13 protein-coding genes are annotated in these 16453 nt (G+C 62.6%); 7 read left to right on the forward strand and 6 right to left on the reverse strand.

The window, feature by feature from the left end:
- Positions 1-6 precede the first annotated feature (6 nt).
- The 3 genes from P0X85_RS14530 to lpdA are packed head-to-tail and all read left to right on the forward strand — an operon-like array spanning position 7 to position 3719.
- Complete coding sequence (locus P0X85_RS14530) at positions 7-1437, forward strand: NAD-dependent succinate-semialdehyde dehydrogenase (protein ID WP_275814949.1); 1431 nt, start codon at positions 7-9, stop codon at positions 1435-1437.
- Positions 1438-1447: 10 nt separating this feature from the next.
- Complete coding sequence (locus P0X85_RS14535; RefSeq protein WP_275814952.1) at positions 1448-2329, forward strand: 2-oxo acid dehydrogenase subunit E2; 882 nt, start codon at positions 1448-1450, stop codon at positions 2327-2329.
- 10 nt (positions 2330-2339) lie between these two features.
- On the forward strand, positions 2340-3719 hold the full coding sequence (gene lpdA / locus P0X85_RS14540) for a dihydrolipoyl dehydrogenase (protein WP_275814955.1): 1380 nt from the start codon (positions 2340-2342) through the stop codon (positions 3717-3719).
- Positions 3720-4335: 616 nt separating this feature from the next.
- Here the strand turns inward: lpdA and P0X85_RS14545 are convergent.
- From P0X85_RS14545 to P0X85_RS14565, 5 genes are all read right to left on the reverse strand, one after another.
- Positions 4336-5967, reverse strand: coding sequence for an acyl-CoA synthetase (locus tag P0X85_RS14545; RefSeq protein WP_275814958.1), 1632 nt, complete (start codon positions 5965-5967; stop codon positions 4336-4338).
- Positions 5968-5969: 2 nt separating this feature from the next.
- Positions 5970-6776, reverse strand: coding sequence for an enoyl-CoA hydratase (locus P0X85_RS14550; protein ID WP_275814961.1), 807 nt, complete (start codon positions 6774-6776; stop codon positions 5970-5972).
- On the reverse strand, positions 6742-7242 hold the full coding sequence (locus tag P0X85_RS14555; RefSeq protein WP_275814964.1) for an OsmC family protein: 501 nt from the start codon (positions 7240-7242) through the stop codon (positions 6742-6744). Before P0X85_RS14555 ends, P0X85_RS14550 begins: the two co-directional genes overlap by 35 nt.
- 23 nt (positions 7243-7265) lie before the next feature.
- Positions 7266-8405, reverse strand: a complete 1140-nt coding sequence (locus P0X85_RS14560) for a glycine cleavage T C-terminal barrel domain-containing protein (protein WP_275814967.1) — start codon at positions 8403-8405, stop codon at positions 7266-7268.
- Positions 8406-8545: 140 nt separating this feature from the next.
- Positions 8546-9049 carry an Lrp/AsnC family transcriptional regulator gene (locus P0X85_RS14565; protein ID WP_275814970.1) on the reverse strand — a complete coding sequence of 168 codons (504 nt, stop codon included), beginning with the start codon at positions 9047-9049 and terminating at the stop codon, positions 8546-8548.
- A gap of 583 nt (positions 9050-9632) precedes the next feature.
- Between P0X85_RS14565 and P0X85_RS14570 the strand changes: the two genes are divergently transcribed.
- The 4 genes from P0X85_RS14570 (at position 9633) to P0X85_RS14585 (ending at position 15778) form a co-directional block, all read left to right on the forward strand.
- A complete protein-coding gene (locus P0X85_RS14570; protein ID WP_338030532.1) occupies positions 9633-10253 on the forward strand; it encodes an SOS response-associated peptidase family protein in 621 nt (206 codons plus the stop codon).
- Between the two features lie 257 nt (positions 10254-10510).
- A complete protein-coding gene (locus P0X85_RS14575) occupies positions 10511-11098 on the forward strand; it encodes an ImuA family protein (RefSeq protein WP_275814976.1) in 588 nt (195 codons plus the stop codon).
- Positions 11013-12476, forward strand: coding sequence for a Y-family DNA polymerase (locus P0X85_RS14580; protein WP_275814979.1), 1464 nt, complete (start codon positions 11013-11015; stop codon positions 12474-12476). Before P0X85_RS14575 ends, P0X85_RS14580 begins: the two co-directional genes overlap by 86 nt.
- Positions 12473-15778 (forward strand): error-prone DNA polymerase, encoded by a 3306-nt coding sequence (locus P0X85_RS14585; protein WP_275814982.1) that lies wholly within the window; start codon positions 12473-12475, stop codon positions 15776-15778. The genes P0X85_RS14580 and P0X85_RS14585 overlap by 4 nt, the downstream gene beginning before the upstream one ends.
- 272 nt (positions 15779-16050) lie before the next feature.
- Here P0X85_RS14585 and P0X85_RS14590 read toward each other — a convergent pair whose 3' ends face one another.
- The gene (locus P0X85_RS14590; protein ID WP_275814985.1) at positions 16051-16359 is read right to left on the reverse strand and encodes a hypothetical protein; all 309 of its coding nucleotides are present in this window, start codon (positions 16357-16359) and stop codon (positions 16051-16053) included.
- Positions 16360-16453 lie beyond the last annotated feature (94 nt).

Here is a 16453-nt window from a genome sequence, read left to right on the forward strand (position 1 = left end):
CAAAACATGGAATATACTGATCTCTATATCAACGGCGAATGGCGCAAGGGAGCGCAGAACGAGCGCTTCGACGTTCTGAACCCGGCCACCGAAGAGGTTATCGCCTCGGTCGCCTCGGCAGACTTGGCCGATGCCGACGCCGCCTTGGACGCAGCCGAAGCCGCTATGACGGAATGGGCCGCGCGCACGCCGCGCCAGCGCTCTGAAGTGCTGCGCAAGGCATGGGAGCTGATGACCGCGCGTCTGGATCATTTCGCACATCTTATCACGCTCGAAAACGGCAAGGCCCGCGCGGACGCGATGGGCGAGGCCACCTATGCGGCCGAGTTCTTCCGCTGGTTCGCCGAAGAGGCCGTCCGCGCCGACGGCCTGATCACCCATGCGCCTGCCAGCGGCGCACGGATCTTGGTGCAGCACAAGCCCGCCGGTCTTGCTGTGCTGGTAACGCCTTGGAACTACCCTGCGGCCATGGGCACGCGCAAAATTGCACCCGCCTTGGCAGCCGGTTGTGCGGTCATCATCAAGCCCGCCTCAGAAACCCCGCTGACCATGTTAGCGCTGATGCCGCTTCTGGAGGAGGCTGGCGTTCCGCCCGGACTGGTCAACGTGCTACCCTCGCGCAAAACGGGCGCGCTGGTCGATCACATGCTGCACGATCCGCGCGTTCGGGTGGTCTCGTTCACCGGCTCGACGGGCGTGGGCCGCAAGCTGTTGCGTTCCGCAGCCGATCAGGTGCTCAAACCGGCGATGGAGCTGGGCGGGAATGCACCCGTCATCGTCTTTGAGGACGCGGATATCGACACCGCAATCGAGGGCACGATGCTCGCCAAGATGCGCAACCTTGGCGAGGCCTGCACTGCCGCAAACCGCATATACGTGCACGAGGCGATTGCAGACGAATTCACCCGACGTCTCGCTGCGGCCATGGGCGCCCTCAAAGTCGGCGATGGCACCGATCCCAACGTCGATGTCGGCCCACTTGTAAACGCCGATACGCGCGATAAGGTTGCTGATTTTGTGAACGACGCCGTCGCAAAAGGTGCCCGGATCGAAATCGGCGGCACCGTCCCCAACGGCAAGGGTTTCTTCTATCCGCCGACGGTCCTGTCAAACGTCCCCGAAACCGCCGACTGCGTGCGCGACGAAATTTTTGGCCCGGTCGCAGCGATCCAGACCTTCACCGATCAGGAAAACGTCATCGCGCGCGCCAATGACACTGAATACGGCCTTGTCGCTTATGTATTCTCGGAAAACATGAAACGCGCCTTGCAGGTTTGCGAGCGCCTTGAATATGGCATGGTCGGCCTGAACCGCGGGCTGGTCAGCGACCCGGCGGCCCCGTTTGGCGGCGTCAAGCAGTCCGGTTTGGGCCGCGAAGGCGGGCATGAAGGCATGCTCGAATTCATGGAAACCCAATATATCTCGGCAAGCTGGTAAGGAGGCGATCATGAATGACGTCATCGCCCCGCCCTCGGTCCGGGCGCTCGCCCGGGAAAAGGGAATTGATCTTCAACACCTCGCGGAGCGCCTCGGGCGCTCCTCGATCACGCGTGAGGACCTTGTCTCGGGCAGCAGCCCGGCCAAAGCTCCGGCCGGGGATACCTCGTATTGGGACGTCGAGCATGCGGCCTATGGCCCGGTAAGCGAAGAACCGACCAGTCGCTTTGCCCAAGTCGCTTCGGCCAATCTGTCGGCAGCAAACACGCTGATCCCGCAGGTTACGCACCATGACCGTGCAGAGGTCTCCGCCATCGAAGCTCTGCGCGCCGAACTTAAGCCCGAGGCACAAGCGCGCGGCATCAAGCTGACTGCACTTGCGTTTCAGGTTAAGGCGTTGGCGCGGGCCTTGCGCGAATTTCCCCGCTTCAACGCTTCGCTCAGCGTTGACGGGCAAATGCTGATCCTGAAGGATTATGTCCATATCGGGATAGCGGTCGACACCCCCCACGGGCTGATGGTTCCGGTCGTGCGCAACGTTGACCGGAAGGGCCTGTGGCAGATCGCCAGCGAGATCGCAGATCTCGCCGCACGCGCGGGGCAACGCAAGGTTGGCCCAGATGAAATGGGCGGCGCCTCGATGACGATCACCAATCTGGGTGGCATCGGCGGCAGCGCTTTCACGCCAATCGTCAACCCGCCCGAGGTTGCGATCCTTGGCATCACCCGCACCGAAATCGTGCCGCAATGGGATGGCGCAGCCTTCCAACCTGTGTCGATGGTGCCGCTCGACCTGAGCTACGATCACCGTGTAATCAATGGCGCCGAAGCTGCGCGCTTCACCAGCTATCTGGCCGGGCTTCTGGCCGATCCTCGCCGGATCATGGTCTAAGGGGGCGAACATGGCTGACAATCACGCCGACTTCATCGTTCTGGGCGCAGGCCCGGGCGGATATGCCTGCGCTTTCCGCGCCGCCGATCTGGGCCACAAAGTCGTGCTGGTCGATCCACGCGCAACACTGGGCGGCGTTTGCCTGAACGAGGGTTGCATTCCATCAAAGGCGCTATTGCACGCCGCCGAGATCATCCGCGAAGCACGACACGGCAACGACTGGGGGATTTCGACGGGTAATATCTCGGTCGATCTCGATACGCTGCGTGCGCGCAAAGACGGGATCGTGGCGCAACTCACCGATGGGCTGCGCGGTCTTGCCAAGCGTCGCAAGGTCCAGACTGTGCGCGGGTCCGCGCGCTTCACCGGCACGAACACCCTTGATATTGACGGCACAGCGTGGAGCTTCGATCAGGCGGTGATCGCTGTCGGGTCTGCGCCCGTTCGATTGCCCGGCTGGCCCGATGATCCGCGCATATGGGATTCAACCGATGCACTTGACCTGCGCGAGGTTCCCAAACGGCTTGCGATCGTCGGCGGCGGTATTATCGGCCTGGAAATGGCCACGGTTTACGCCGCTTTGGGCGCGCAAGTCACCGTGATCGAGTTCATGGATCAGATCGCACCGGGTGCAGACGCAGAGGCCGTGGCTATTCTGCGCACGGCACTTGAAGCCGAGGGCATCGCGATCCACACAGGCACGAAAGTGACCAATGTCAAAGCGGCGAAATCCGAACTGAAGCTGATGTGCGAAGGCGGCTTTGCAGGCGAAATCAAGGCCGATGCCGCGATCCAGGCAGTAGGCCGCCGCGCGAATGGCCATCTGGTCGATCCGCACGCGGCGGGCATCGACCTGGACGAGCGTGGCGTCATCCATGTTGACGAGACCTGCCGCACCTCTGTCGAGGGCATCTTTGCAATCGGGGATGTGACCGGCAACCCGATGCTCGCGCACCGCGCAACCCATCAGGGGCACGTTGCCGCCGAGGTCGCCTCGGGTCATGCAGCGGCTTTGGACACCGACCTGATCCCCTCGGTCGCCTATACAAGCCCCGAGTTGGCATGGGTGGGACTGACACAGAACCAAGCCAAAGAACGCGGTGTCGCGCATAAGGTTGCGAGCTTCCCTTGGGCGGCCAGCGGTCGCAATCTCTCCTCGGGGGGCGGTGATGGCCTGACCAAGCTGGTCTATTGCCCAGAGACAAGTCGGGTTCTTGGGGCAACAATAGTCGGGCGCAACGCAGGCGAACTTCTGGCCGAATGCATTCTGGCTATCGAAATGGGCGCGACGCTGGAGGACATTGCGCTGACGGTGCATGCCCACCCGACGCTTTCGGAAACCGTTGCGTTCTCCGCCGAGCGAGCGCTTGGCACACTGACAGACCTATAGAAATCCGGGACCGATCATTTGCCAGAGCTGCGAGACCTCTAACTTTGACCGGGCAATTGTCTCGGTGCCGACCCAATGTGGTGCGCATGTGTCTGGAGTGAGCAGGGTAATTGAGTCTGACGAACACGAGCTGAGAGTCAGAATTACGGCATGAGGAGCAGTGTTTGGGGCGCGGTCATGACCGTCAATCTGGATGCGGTGCGACGCCACTCGCGCGTTAAGGCTTGGCATGCAGTGGCGCGGACGGGGCGAAGGTGCCACCGCGGCCCAAGCTCTGTTGTTTCAAAGGGATGGCAGCATGCATTGATGTGCCGCGAACAAGTGCGGGCTTGGCAAAGTTGATCTGCGCATCACCCAATGATTAGCTCGAACGGGAGTGACTGTGATCGCAGTCGCTTCAGGCTACTTTGCGTCGGATAACACCCATGCGATACATAACAAAGCCGGGTGCAGCGTCTCTCTGATAGCGGGCATCCCTGTAATCGGTTCGAAAACGCCCGAGGAAATTATGTGGCCCTTTGCGCTTCTGACCATCCACATAACCGGGTCAATCCAAGAGACAATTTTGCCAGTTGATGTGGAATGACACGCCCGCCAAAGAAGGCGCACCAAGCCTTTACGCAACCAAATCCCGAGCGTGTTCACGCAGGGCAAATTTCTGGATCTTGCCGGTGGAGGTGCGCGGGATTGAGGTGAAAACGATGCGACCCGGAACCTTGTAGGGAGCAAGGTGTTCACGACACCAGGCGCGCAAGTCTGCCTCGTCCACATCATGGCCGGGCTTAAGTTCTACAAAGGCGCAAGGGGTTTCGCCCCATCTGTCGTGCGGCATGGCGACAACGGCGGTAGCTGCCACGGAAGAATGGCGATAAAGAGCCTCTTCGACCTCGATCGACGAGATGTTCTCGCCGCCCGAAATGATGATATCCTTTGAGCGATCCTTGAGCTGGATATAGCCGTCAGGATACCGCACGCCCAAATCCCCTGAATGAAACCAGCCACCGGCAAAGGCCTTTTGGGTGGCCTCGGGGTTGCGGAAATAGCCCTTCATCACGACGTTGCCGCGGAACATCACCTCGCCCATGGTCTTGCCGTCGCGCGGAACCGGCTGCATCGTTTCGGGGTCGAGCACATCGAGCCCCTCAAGCGGCAGGTAACGCACACCTTGCCGGGCCTTTAGTGCGGCCTGCTCGCCACGAGGAAGGTCGGACCAGCTAGCGTGCCAGTCGTTGACCACAGCAGGTCCGTAGGTTTCGGTCAGCCCATAGAGATGGGTCACTTCGAAACCGGCCTCGGTCATGTCTGCCAGAAGGGATTCCGGTGGCGGAGCGGCGGCAGTGAAGAACTGCACGGTCTGCTCGAGATCGCGCTTTTCGGTCTCCGGTGCCGAGATCATCAGAGACATGACAATCGGCGCACCACACAGATGGGTGACCCCCTCATCCGCCAGAGCGTTCCAGATCGGCTCGGCCCGAACCTGACGCAGGCAGACATGGGTGCCGATGATCGCTGATAGGGTCCAGGGAAAGCACCAGCCGTTGCAGTGAAACATCGGCAAAGTCCACAGATAGACCGCGTGTTTAGCCATAGAGGTGGTCAGCGCATTGCCCTGCGCCAGCAGATATGCTCCGCGATGATGCGAAACCACGCCCTTGGGATCGCCCGTGGTGCCCGACGTATAGTTGATCGAGATCGCGTCCCATTCATCTTCGGGCATAAGCCAGTCAAAATCCGGATCACCGAGACCCAGGAATGCCTCGTAATCGGTCGCGTCAACGATCATACGAGCGCCATTCCATTCGGGATCGTCATACAGAATCACCACGGGCGATACCTTGGTGAGCGCCAGCGCCTCTTGCATCAGGGGCATGAACTCGCTGTCCACGATCACCACTTTAGACATCGCGTGATCGAGCTGGAACGCGATGATGGCGGCATCCAGCCGCGTGTTGATTGAATGCAGCACCGCGCCGGACATCGGCACACCGTAGTGGCATTCCAGCATGGCCGGCGTGTTGGGCATAAGCACCGATACCGTATCACCACGCCCGATCCCGGTTTGGGCCAGCGCCGAGGCAAGCTGTCGCGACCGGACATAGAAGTCGGCGTAGCTGCGCCTCAAGGCCCCATGCACGATGGCGACGTGATCCGGAAAGACTTCTGCGGCGCGCGCAAGGAAATTCAGCGGAGTCAGCGGCTGGTGGTTGGCCGGATTGCGCTCTAGGCCAGAGTTGTAAGGATTTTCCATTCTCAAGCGTCCTGCCATTCGGGGGCGCGTTTCTCGATGAAAGCACCGATGCCCTCCTCCGCATCACGGGCCAGCATATTCTCGACCATTACCTGCGTTGCGTGCTCATAGGCCTCGCGCAGCGGCATCTCGCGCTGCGCGTAGAAGGCGCGTTTGCCGGTGGCCAACGTCATGCTCGATTTCGCCGCGATCTTACCGGCAATTTCCAGCGTCGTGTCGCGCAAAGCCTCGGGCGCCACCACCCAATTGACCAGCCCGATCTCCGCGGCGCGCGCGGCAGGGATCATGTCACCGATCAAAAGCATCTCCATCGCGTGCTTGTTGCCGACATTCCGTGACAAGGCGACCATCGGTGTCGAACAGAACAGCCCGATATGCACCCCAGGTGTGCTGAACTGAGCGGTGTCCGCAGCCACCGCCAGATCACAGCTGGCAACCAGTTGGCACCCCGCCGCTGTCGCGATGCCGGCAACCTCGGCAATCACCGGCTTGGGGCAGTTCACAATGGCCTGCATGGTGTCGGAACACATCCCCAGAACCTTCGTGAAATATGCACGCCCGCGATCGGGCCCCGCGCGGCCCGCAGTCATTTCCTTGAGATCATGACCCGCGCTGAAGGCGGGCCCGTTCGCGGAGAGGATGATCACCCGGACGTCGGGATTGCACCCGGCCCCGGCAACGGCTTTGTGCAGCGCGGTCAACATCTCCTCGGATAAGGGATTGCGCCGTGCCCCGTCATCCAGCGTCAGGCGCAGGATGCCCTGGTCGTCCAACTCATGTAGCAGCACGGGGTTCTCCTTCGGGGGCATGGATAACTGACGGAGCCTGCAACACGTTTACCTCGACACTGTCGGCCAGCGTATTCGCGATGAAACAGTAGCGATGCGCACGGTCATGCATGTGCTCCATCTCGGTCTCGGTCACGGCAAAGCCGGTGTCACACCGCACCACCGGGTGCAGGTCAATTCGGGTCACCGACATCTGCCCGCGCGGGTTTTTGCCCAGATAAGCGACTGCATGGTCGTGATAGCTGGCTACGGGCCAACCCGCCTTGGCGCAGAGCGCCAGAAAGGTCATCATGTGACAGCTTGACAAGGCCGCGGCCAGCGCCTGTTCCGGATTGGTATTGGCCGGATCGCCGCCCCAGTCGGGGGCGGCGTCAACCGAGACCTCAAAGCCGTCGTTGTATTGCACCACATGCTCAGCCGAGTAGGTGCCGGGTTTGAGTTCGGCCGAGGAACGATGCCAATATAGGTGGATCGAAAGGTCCGACATGAATTGAGCGTCCTCTGCCACGTTCAGGCCACTGCCAGCGATTTCTTGGGATCGTAGAAGGGAACTTCTACGACCGTGGCGCGGATTGGCCCCGAGGCCGAGACGACCTCAAGCTCGGTTCCGATACCAGACGCATTGATCGCAACCATCGCCAGCGCGATGTTCCTCTCCAGACGCGGCGAATAGATTGCCGAGGTCACTTTACCCGCCGTTTCAACGCCCTGGTTGATTTCCCAGAAGGTGGTATTCGGGCCTTTGAGCGGGTCACAATCGAGGATCAACCCAACCTGCTTTCGGCTTACGCCTTCCTCTTTGATCCGGCGAAGGGCGGCCTTGCCGATGAACTCGGCCTCCATGTCCAGACTGACGAGCCGGTCCAAACCCAATTCGAACGGGTTCGTGTGGATATCGGCATCGGCGTGATAACTGAGCATCCCGCCCTCGATGCGCCGGATCGACGAGGTGTGGCCGGGTTTCAGCCCATATTCCATGCCGGTCGCCATGATCCGCTCCCAGAGGGCGTCTCCCATGGAGCCGTCGCGCAGGTAAAGCTCGTAGCCAAGCTCGCTCGACCAGCCGGTGCGCGAAACGATCAGCGGAATGCCATCGAGTTCGACTTCACGCAGCCAGTAGTATTTCAGGTCCATGATCTCGTCTCCGAAGAGCGCCTTCATGATCTGGCCCGACTTCGGCCCCTGCAACTGCAACGGCGACACGTCAGGCTCGCAGATCGAGACCTCAAGGCCGGAATGTATCGCCACGCCCTGTGCCCACAACAGAATGTCGCTGTCGGCCAGCGAAATCCAAAAGTGATTTTCTGCCAGTCGCAGCAGGATCGGGTCGTTGAGGATGCCGCCTTCGGCGTTGGTGATCAGTATGTATTTGCATTGTCCCACAGCCATCTTGGACAGATCGCGCGGCGTCAACATCTGGACGAATTTCGCGGCGTCCGGGCCGGTGATCTCGACCTGACGCTCGACCGCAACATCGCACAGGATCGCGTCGTTCACGAGGTTCCAGAAATTCTGCTCGGGGTTCCCGAAATCACGGGGGATATACATGTGGTTGTAGACTGAGAACCCCGTCGCTCCCCAGCGCACAGTCGCATCGAAATAGGGAGATTTACGGATCTGCGTTCCAAAGCCAAAATCGTCTGCGTGCATGTGTCGCGCCCTTAAAAGTCACCGGGCGAACGACCCGGGACGCAGTGGATGATGGCATTTATTAAGTCGGCAACATCGGCTTTCCGCGGACCAAAAAAATGGCAGCTCGCGGTCTGTTTAGGCTGAAAATCTGGTTCTGCTCAGCCTGTTCGGTCTCGAGCCATCGATCCAACTAGTTTCGCGATGTTGGGGCGCGCGGCTTTGACCACGCGAGTCGCGATATATGTCATGTATCGGTCCACCGAGAGTTCGGCTTCCAGCATGTCCTGCATCAACGCTTGAAAGTCTGACAGCGTTGGGCAGACCGTCTTCATCACGTAATCCATTCCGCCCCCAGTGGCGACACATTCGGTGATCTCGTCTCGACCAGAAACCCAACTCTCGAAGCGGTCGAAATCCGCCTTGCGATGATGCGTGAGAGAAAGCGTCACCATAACCTGAGTAAAGTCGCAGACCCGGTTTAGCGCAATTTCAGCGTGATAACCTCGAATGAAGCCCGCCGCTTTCAGTCGATCCAACCTCGCCCAACAGGGCGTTGCCGAGATGTTCACGATCTCGGACAGGCGCGTTTTGCTCAGTTGTCCATGCTCCTGAACAGCGCTGAGGATGCGGATATCGGTGGCGTCAAGGCTGAGCTTTTTCAATTGTCCCGGGCTTTCATCGTTTCAGCAAACCGTATCGCCACCCGCCGAACCCGGGAAGCTTAATGGAGCTTTAGCCGGAGTAATTCGACTCTTCATACTCCTTCCGACCAAAACTGTTCCGTAAACGCCGTAAATTCAGGGCTTTTGTGGCAGGCATAACGGGGGGTATCGTCAATCAGATCCTTCATGCCCTTAGAGTCGGCGCGATCGATGAATATCCAAAGTGGAAAATCTGCAACCTTCTGATTTGCAGATAAAATGTCTGGATGACTCTGTGGCGTAACCTACCAGGCATAACCTCACCCTGCGGGTTCGTTTTATCCCTGTAGGCGAAGGGAGAAGCCGCGCATCTCCCTTTCGAAACCCCTTGGATTTACATGAGATAAAACGTGATCGGCGCCGCGACGGCCACGATTTGCAGTGTGGAGGCAGATCCCCATCGAATTCGAAGAAACCCCCGCAGCCATCTGGGCGACCGCTGCGATCAAGGCCAATGGCATTCATCCGATTTCCGTCCGCTCTGCGGGGGCTGCACTGAATATCGCGCAACTATTTGACTCACGCAATATCCGCGGCTCAGCTCATGGTCCGGGCCCGCTGGGGCATGCCCTCCCCGCCCGGCGTGCTGCGGACGGCGCGCGATCCGGGCGTGACCAATGTGCGCAATCTCGCCTCGCCGCATTGGCGCCGCTGGCTTGGACCGGAGCATCGCTGCCTCGTGCCCGTGACCGCCTTCGCCGAGCCGATCAAGGGCGGCAATCAGTCATTCCGGGCGGCGGATTCCTCGGCGGCCATGTTCTTCGCGGGCATCGAGACACGCGGCTGGCGCTCCGTGCGCAAGGTCAAGGATGGCGAGACTGAGGACAACCTCTTCGCCTGCCTGACCTGCCCACCCAATGCCGAGGTCCAGCCGATCCACCCAATGGCGGTGCCCGTGATCCTGACCACGTCCGACGCGCAATGGTGCGTAAGACCGGGTTTTGTGCAGGCGCACCGACGCTTAGGGTTATATCAGCGAGGTCGCCTTCCAATGCCGAAGCGCGGGTTTTCCCGGGCCGTGGGGGATGAAAAGCCCTTGTCCTCGCTGCTATTCTTGCCTTGGATTGCAGCGAGGCGAGAGACCGGGCATTTCTACCGCATGCATCTGCCTCCCCGACATGCCGCGTTTGCCGCAGAAGCCGAGAACCGGCACGCCCGAGGCTGACTGAGGCCACCTGACGGCGTGGGCGGGATTTGCATGTCGCGCCCATAAGAGGCCATGATGTCCGCCCCCCCTCGCATCGCCCCAAATCTCGCGGGGCTGTATTGCGCTCACCCCATGCGAGGCTAAAGTTTTCATCGACGGGGTCGTCTTCCAAACCGTAACGCGCGGTTTTTGCGCTCTCGCGCCTGAACCGGGTCCCGTCGCTCGCCCCCCAAAGAGCCATTTGAAACCGCCCGACACTGCGATAGATTTCAGGAATGTCGTCTCAGCTGCCTCCTTTCTTCCCTTTGCGTGCAGGCCGCGTGCATGAGGTTTGCGGCCCCGCCTCCACGGGGTTTTCTGCCATTGCTGCGGCGGTAGCGGGGGGGCGGGCGCTTTGGGTTCAGGAGGCGTGGCTTGCGGATATGCTGACCCCGGCAGGCATGATGCCGCTTCTTGACCCGGCCAAGCTGTTGCTGGCCAGAACGCAAAATCAGACCGACAGTCTGGCGGTTGCCGAAGAGGCGCTCAAAGACGGCAGCCTCTCTCTTGTCGTGCTGGAGGTGACGCGCCCCCTCGATCTGCGTGAAGGGCGGCGGTTGCAACTGGCCGCCCGGGCGGGCGGCACGACGGGGCTGTGCCTTATCCCCGAGGGCATGGGCTCGAACGCCGCCGAAACGCGTTGGCGGGCCACGCCGATCTTCGATCCGGCGCAAGGTGACTCGACTCTGATGCGGTGGGAAATTATTAAGAACAAATCAGGAACAATTGGCGCGTGGCATGTTCACTGGGACGCACAGACGCATCGTCTCCATGTGGTTCCCCCGGTTGGCGAGCGACCGGGTTCTGCGGGCACGCCCGAGTGACGCGCCCTTCGTCATTGCCGCGCGCACCGGCAGCACAGAACTGATCCATTGCCTGAACCCCGCCGCCGAGCAGGCGGGCCTGCACCGCGGGATGCGCATGGCCGATGCGCGCAGCTTTTGCCCCGATCTGCTCAGCCAGCCCGCCGATCTGCCCCGCGATACGCGGTTTTTGCGCGGCCTGCGGCGATGGGCGGAGCGGTTCTGCCCTTGGGTGGGCTTTGAGGGCACCGACGGGCTGGTGCTGGACATCACCGGATCGGCGCATCTGTGGGGCGGTGAGGCGGCGCTGCTGGCCGATATGCGCGCACGGCTCGCGCGGGCGAATATCGACGTGCGGCTGGGAGCGGCGGGCACGCGGGGCGCGGCATGGGCGCTGGCGCATTTTGCCCCACAGGACACCGCCGAGGACGGGCTGCTTGCGCTGCCCGTGGCAGCTCTTCGCCTTGCGCCCGAGATCGTCACCGGGCTGCAACGTCTGGGCCTGCGTTCTATCGGTGATCTGACCGCCAGCCCACGCGCGCCGCTGGCGCGCCGTTTTGGCCCCGATCTGCTCTTGCGGCTCGATCAGGCCCTTGGCGCGCAGCCCGAACCCGTGACCCCCGAGGCCGAGCCGCCACAGTTCAGCACCCGCCTGACCTTCCCCGAACCGATCGGCCTTGAGGCCGATGTGATGGCCGCGACCGAGCGCCTGCTTGCGCCGCTTTGCGCCAAGCTCGCCGCGCAGGACATGGGCGCGCGGCGGCTGTGCCTGACGCTCCGCCGCGTCGATCAGGCCAGCCAGCAGGTCGAGCTGCGCCTTGCCGCCGCCATGCGCGAGCCCACGCGGATTTTGCCGCTGTTCCAGCGCGGCGTGGCCGAGGTGGATGCAGGTTTCGGTATCGACCAAATCCGGCTTGAGGCGGTGCAGACAGAACCCCTGCCCGTGCAACAGATCGGTCCCCAAGTCGCCAGCCCTGACCGCCTTGCCGATCTGATCACGCGCATCGGCACGCGGATCGGCCTGGAGAACATCCAGCGGTTTCTGCCCGCCGACAGTCATATCCCCGAGCGTAGTTTTCTGATTGCACCCGCCGCCTTCAGCGAGGCGCAGGGTGGGTTTCATGCGCCTCGCCCGCGTCCGATCCGGCTGTTCCCGCCCGAGCCGATCCATGCCTCTGGCGCGCAGCCGCCCGCGCGGTTTCGCTGGCGGCGTATGACCCTCACCACCGCGCGCGCCACTGGCCCCGAACGGATCACCCCCGAATGGTGGCTGCCCGATGACAACTGGCGCTCGGGGCTGCGCGATTACTGGAAGATCGACACCCGTGAGGGGCGGCGGCTGTGGCTGTTTTACACGCCGCAAAACCCCGGCTGGTTCGTGCAGGGAGAGTTCGCATGACCCCCACCTATGCCGAGCTCTGCGTGACCTCGAATTTCACCTTTCTGACAGGCGCCTCACACCCCGAGGAGCTGGTGCTGCGCGCGGCCGAACTGGGGCTGTCGGCCATCGCCATCACCGACCGGAACTCGCTCGCCGGTGTGGTGCGGGCGTGGTCGGCGTTGCGCAGCCTGCGTAAAGAGGCCGAGGCGGGCGTCCCGATCCGCTCCACCCGGCAGCACGACCCCAGTTCGCGGCAAGAGACCGCCCCTGCCGAGACATTGCATCGCCCTCATGGCCCCGTGCTCCCCAAGCTGATCGTGGGGGCGCGGCTGGTGCTGCGCGATTGCCCGGTCGAATGGGTCGCCCTGCCCACTGACCGCGCGGCCTATGAACGCCTTTCGCAGCTTTTGACGCTTGGCAAACGCCGCGCTGGCAAGGCCGAGTGCCACCTCGATCTGGCCGATCTGGAGGCAGGCTGTCAGGGCATGATCCTGATCGCCCTGCCTCCCCCCGATCTCACCTCGGCCCGGGCCGCGCTCCAGCGCCTTGCGCACCGCTTTCCCGGCCATGTGTTTCTTGGGGCCGCGCCGCGCTATGACGGATCGGATCAGGCGTGGTTTGCGGCCTGCGCGGCGCTGGCGTTGCGATGTTCCACCCCGATGGTCGCCTTGGGCGATGTGCTGATGCACCGCGCCGCCCGCCGCCCGCTTGCCGATGTGCTGACCTGCCTGCGCGAAGGGATCACGATTGATCAGATCGGCACCCGCGCCCTGCCCAATGCCGAGCGCCGGCTCAAGGGCGCCCCCGATATGGCGCGGCTGTTCCGCAATCATCCGGCCGCGCTGCGGCGCACGGCAGAGATCGCCGCGCGCTGTGCCTTCGATCTGGGCGAACTCAGCTACGACTATCCCGACGAGGGCACCGAGGGCGAAGCGCCTCAGGTGCGGCTCGACCGGCTGGCCCGCGAAGGGTTGGCGCGGCGCTATCCGCAAGGCGCGTCCGAGCGGGTCTACACGCTGATGGCCAAGGAGTTGGGGCTGGTGGCCGAGCTGGGCTATGCGCCCTATTTCCTGACCGTCCACGACATCGTGGCCGAGGCGCGCGCGCGCGGCATCCTGTGTCAGGGACGCGGCTCGGCGGCCAATTCGATCCTGTGCTACCTGCTTGGCATCACCGATGTCTCGCCCGACATGATCGGCATGGTGTTCGAGCGGTTCATCTCGCGCCATCGCGGCGAGCCGCCCGATATCGACGTGGATTTCGAGCACGAGCGGCGCGAAGAAATCATCCAGTGGATCTATGAGAAATACGGCCGCGACCGCGCGGGGCTTTGTGCCACGGTGATCCATTTCCGCACCCGCGCCGCGATCCGCGAGGTGGGCAAGGTGATGGGCCTTTCGGCCGATGTGACGGCGGCCCTTTCCAGCCAGATCTGGGGGCAATCGAACCGCGGCGCCGATCCCGCGCGGATGCGCGAGATGGGGCTGAACCCCGAGGACCCGCGACTATCGCTCACGATCCGTCTCATCCGCGAGATCATCGGCTTCCCGCGCCACCTGAGCCAGCATGTCGGCGGCTTCATCATCACGCGCGGGCGGCTCGATGCGCTTTGCCCAATCGAAAATGCCGCGATGGAGGGGCGCACCTGCATCGAATGGGACAAGGACGACATTGACGCGCTTGGCATCCTCAAGGTCGATATCCTGAGCCTTGGCATGCTGACCTGCCTGCGCAAAAGCTTTGCCCTGCTGGAAGCGCATGAGGGCAAAACCCTTGGGCTCGACAGCGTGCCGCAGGAAGACCCGGCCACCTACGCGATGCTGCAACGCGCCGATGCGGTGGGCGTGTTTCAGGTGGAAAGCCGGGCGCAGATGAATTTCCTGCCGCGGATGAAGCCCGCCACTTTCTACGATCTGGTGATCGAGGTCGCCATCGTGCGTCCCGGCCCCATTCAGGGCGGCATGGTCAAGCCCTATATCCGCCGCCGTCAGGGGCTTGAGGCGCCCGAGCCCTTCGGCCCCGCACTGGCCGCCGTCACGGCCAAAACCCTTGGCGTGCCGCTGTTTCAAGAACAGGCGATGCAGATCGCGGTGGTGGGCGCAGGCTATAGCGCGGAAGAGGCCGATCAGCTGCGCCGCTCGCTCGCCTCGTTCCGCCGCATGGGCACGATCGGCGCGCATCGCGACCGCTTTATTGCGGGGATGCGGGCGAATGGCTATACACAGGCGGTGGCCGAGGCCTGTTTCGCCCAGATCGAGGGCTTTGCCGATTACGGCTTTCCCGAAAGCCACGCCGCCGCCTTTGCCATGCTGACCTATGTGTCGTCATGGCTCAAATGCCATCATCCTGCGGTCTTTGCCTGCGCGCTGCTGAATTCGCAGCCGATGGGGTTTTATGCCCCCGCCCAGATCGTGCGCGATGCGCGCGAGCATGGGGTCGAGGTGCGGCCGATCTGTGTGAACCGCTCCGAATGGGACAATACGCTCGAACGCCGGGCCGATGGGCAGCTCGCGCTGCGGCTCGGGTTTCGCCAGATCAAGGGCTTTCGCGCCGAGGATGCGGGCTGGATCGTGGCGGCGCGCGGCAATGGCTACCCCGACCCCGAAAGCCTGTGGCTGCGCGCGGGCACCCCGCCCGCCACGCTCGAACGGCTGGCCGAGGCCGATGCCTTCACCGGCATGGGGCTGACGCGGCGCGCGGCCCTTTGGGCGGTGCGCGCGATCCGGGCGCCTGCACCACTACCGCTGTTTTCCAACCCGCTGGATGGCGAGGGGCTGCGCGAACCCGAGGTCAGCTTGCCTGCTATGCATCTGGGCGAAGAGGTGGTCGAGGATTACGTGGCCATGCGCCTGACCCTGCGCGCGCATCCGATGGAATTGTTGCGCCCTGCCCTCCCCGGTCTGACTTGCCATGATCAGCTCGTGAGCGCGCCGCCGGGCCGCCTTGCGGTGTGCGGCCTTGTCATCACCCGCCAACGCCCCGGCACCGCCTCGGGGGTGATCTTTCTGACGCTGGAGGATGAAACCGGCGTGTCGAATATCGTGGTCTGGCCAAAGGTCTATGAACGTTTCCGCCGCGCGGTGATGGGCGGGCGGCTCTTGCGCGTAACCGGGCGGCTGGAGCGCGAGGGGATCGTCGTGCACCTGATCGCGGACAGGATCGAAGACCTCTCGCACCGCCTCTCGGATCTCGGCCACCCGATGCCCGAAATGATCGGCCTCACGCACCCGCAAGCTGACGATGCACCCCGCCCGCGCCCCACCGCCCGCCACCCCCGCGAGCAAGCCAAGCGCCTGTTCCCAAGCCGGGATTTTCATTGAGTCTTGGAAAAGAAGCTGAGGAAGAACAAGCCTGGAAGCCACAGACCCCGCTGCACTCGGCCCCTTGCCGCCACCTTTATGTTAGGGATGCTGCATCGCCGCATTCTCAAAGCCGCCTGTCGAACCGTGCCACAGCAAAACTTGGCATGGTGTCGCTGTGATGCGGAGAAAACGGTCGTTTACCCTTGCCCAACCGAGATGTGACGCATCTTAAGGCGCAGCAACAGGGGACTATAGCTCCGCACCGCGATCATCCGCACGAGAAACTCGCCTTAGCCCACGCAGCGGTGATCAGCCCCATCGCCGAAACTGTAGCTGATCCGGTTGCCCACACCGTCATACGCGAAACCGAGCGCACCATAGGGCCCGCTGGCCGAGGCGAGATGTTCGCGCGGGGTATAGCCGAAGGTTTCACTCTGGCTCGCGTCAAGCAGATCCAGAACCCCGATCAGATTGTCGCGCAGATCATAGCTAAGCGCGAGATCACGTAAGACAGTTATTCCGTCACTGTCCCGCAGACCCGTAAGGCGGTAGCTTTGATCGTAGCTTCGCGTTTCGGTGAACCCATCGCCAAACCGCAACGAGGACACAGGTCCGAAGGGTAGCGTCCACGGACGTGGTGTAAATTCAGCGCCGTCTTCGGTGTAATCTCAGGTGGCCATCGAGGTGTATGGT

Origin of the sequence: Pseudothioclava nitratireducens, assembly GCF_029210495.1 — a bacterium.
Classification (GTDB): Bacteria; Pseudomonadota; Alphaproteobacteria; order Rhodobacterales; family Rhodobacteraceae; genus Pseudothioclava; species Pseudothioclava nitratireducens.

Bases quoted from the DNA above. Each gene is read 5' to 3' on its own strand.
- P0X85_RS14580 (WP_275814979.1), top strand. From the start codon at position 11,013: ATGTTCACTGGGACGCACAGACGCATCGTCTCCATGTGGTTCCCCCGG.
- P0X85_RS14560 (WP_275814967.1), bottom strand. From the start codon at position 8,405: ATGCACGCAGACGATTTTGGCTTTGGAACGCAGATCCGTAAATCTCCC.
- P0X85_RS14550 (WP_275814961.1), bottom strand. From the start codon at position 6,776: ATGCCCCCGAAGGAGAACCCCGTGCTGCTACATGAGTTGGACGACCAG.
- P0X85_RS14530 (WP_275814949.1), top strand. From the start codon at position 7: ATGGAATATACTGATCTCTATATCAACGGCGAATGGCGCAAGGGAGCG.
- P0X85_RS14575 (WP_275814976.1), top strand. From the start codon at position 10,511: ATGTCGTCTCAGCTGCCTCCTTTCTTCCCTTTGCGTGCAGGCCGCGTG.
- P0X85_RS14570 (WP_338030532.1), top strand. From the start codon at position 9,633: ATGGTCCGGGCCCGCTGGGGCATGCCCTCCCCGCCCGGCGTGCTGCGG.
- P0X85_RS14585 (WP_275814982.1), top strand. From the start codon at position 12,473: ATGACCCCCACCTATGCCGAGCTCTGCGTGACCTCGAATTTCACCTTT.
- P0X85_RS14535 (WP_275814952.1), top strand. From the start codon at position 1,448: ATGAATGACGTCATCGCCCCGCCCTCGGTCCGGGCGCTCGCCCGGGAA.
- P0X85_RS14545 (WP_275814958.1), bottom strand. From the start codon at position 5,967: ATGGAAAATCCTTACAACTCTGGCCTAGAGCGCAATCCGGCCAACCAC.
- P0X85_RS14555 (WP_275814964.1), bottom strand. From the start codon at position 7,242: ATGTCGGACCTTTCGATCCACCTATATTGGCATCGTTCCTCGGCCGAA.
- lpdA (WP_275814955.1), top strand. From the start codon at position 2,340: ATGGCTGACAATCACGCCGACTTCATCGTTCTGGGCGCAGGCCCGGGC.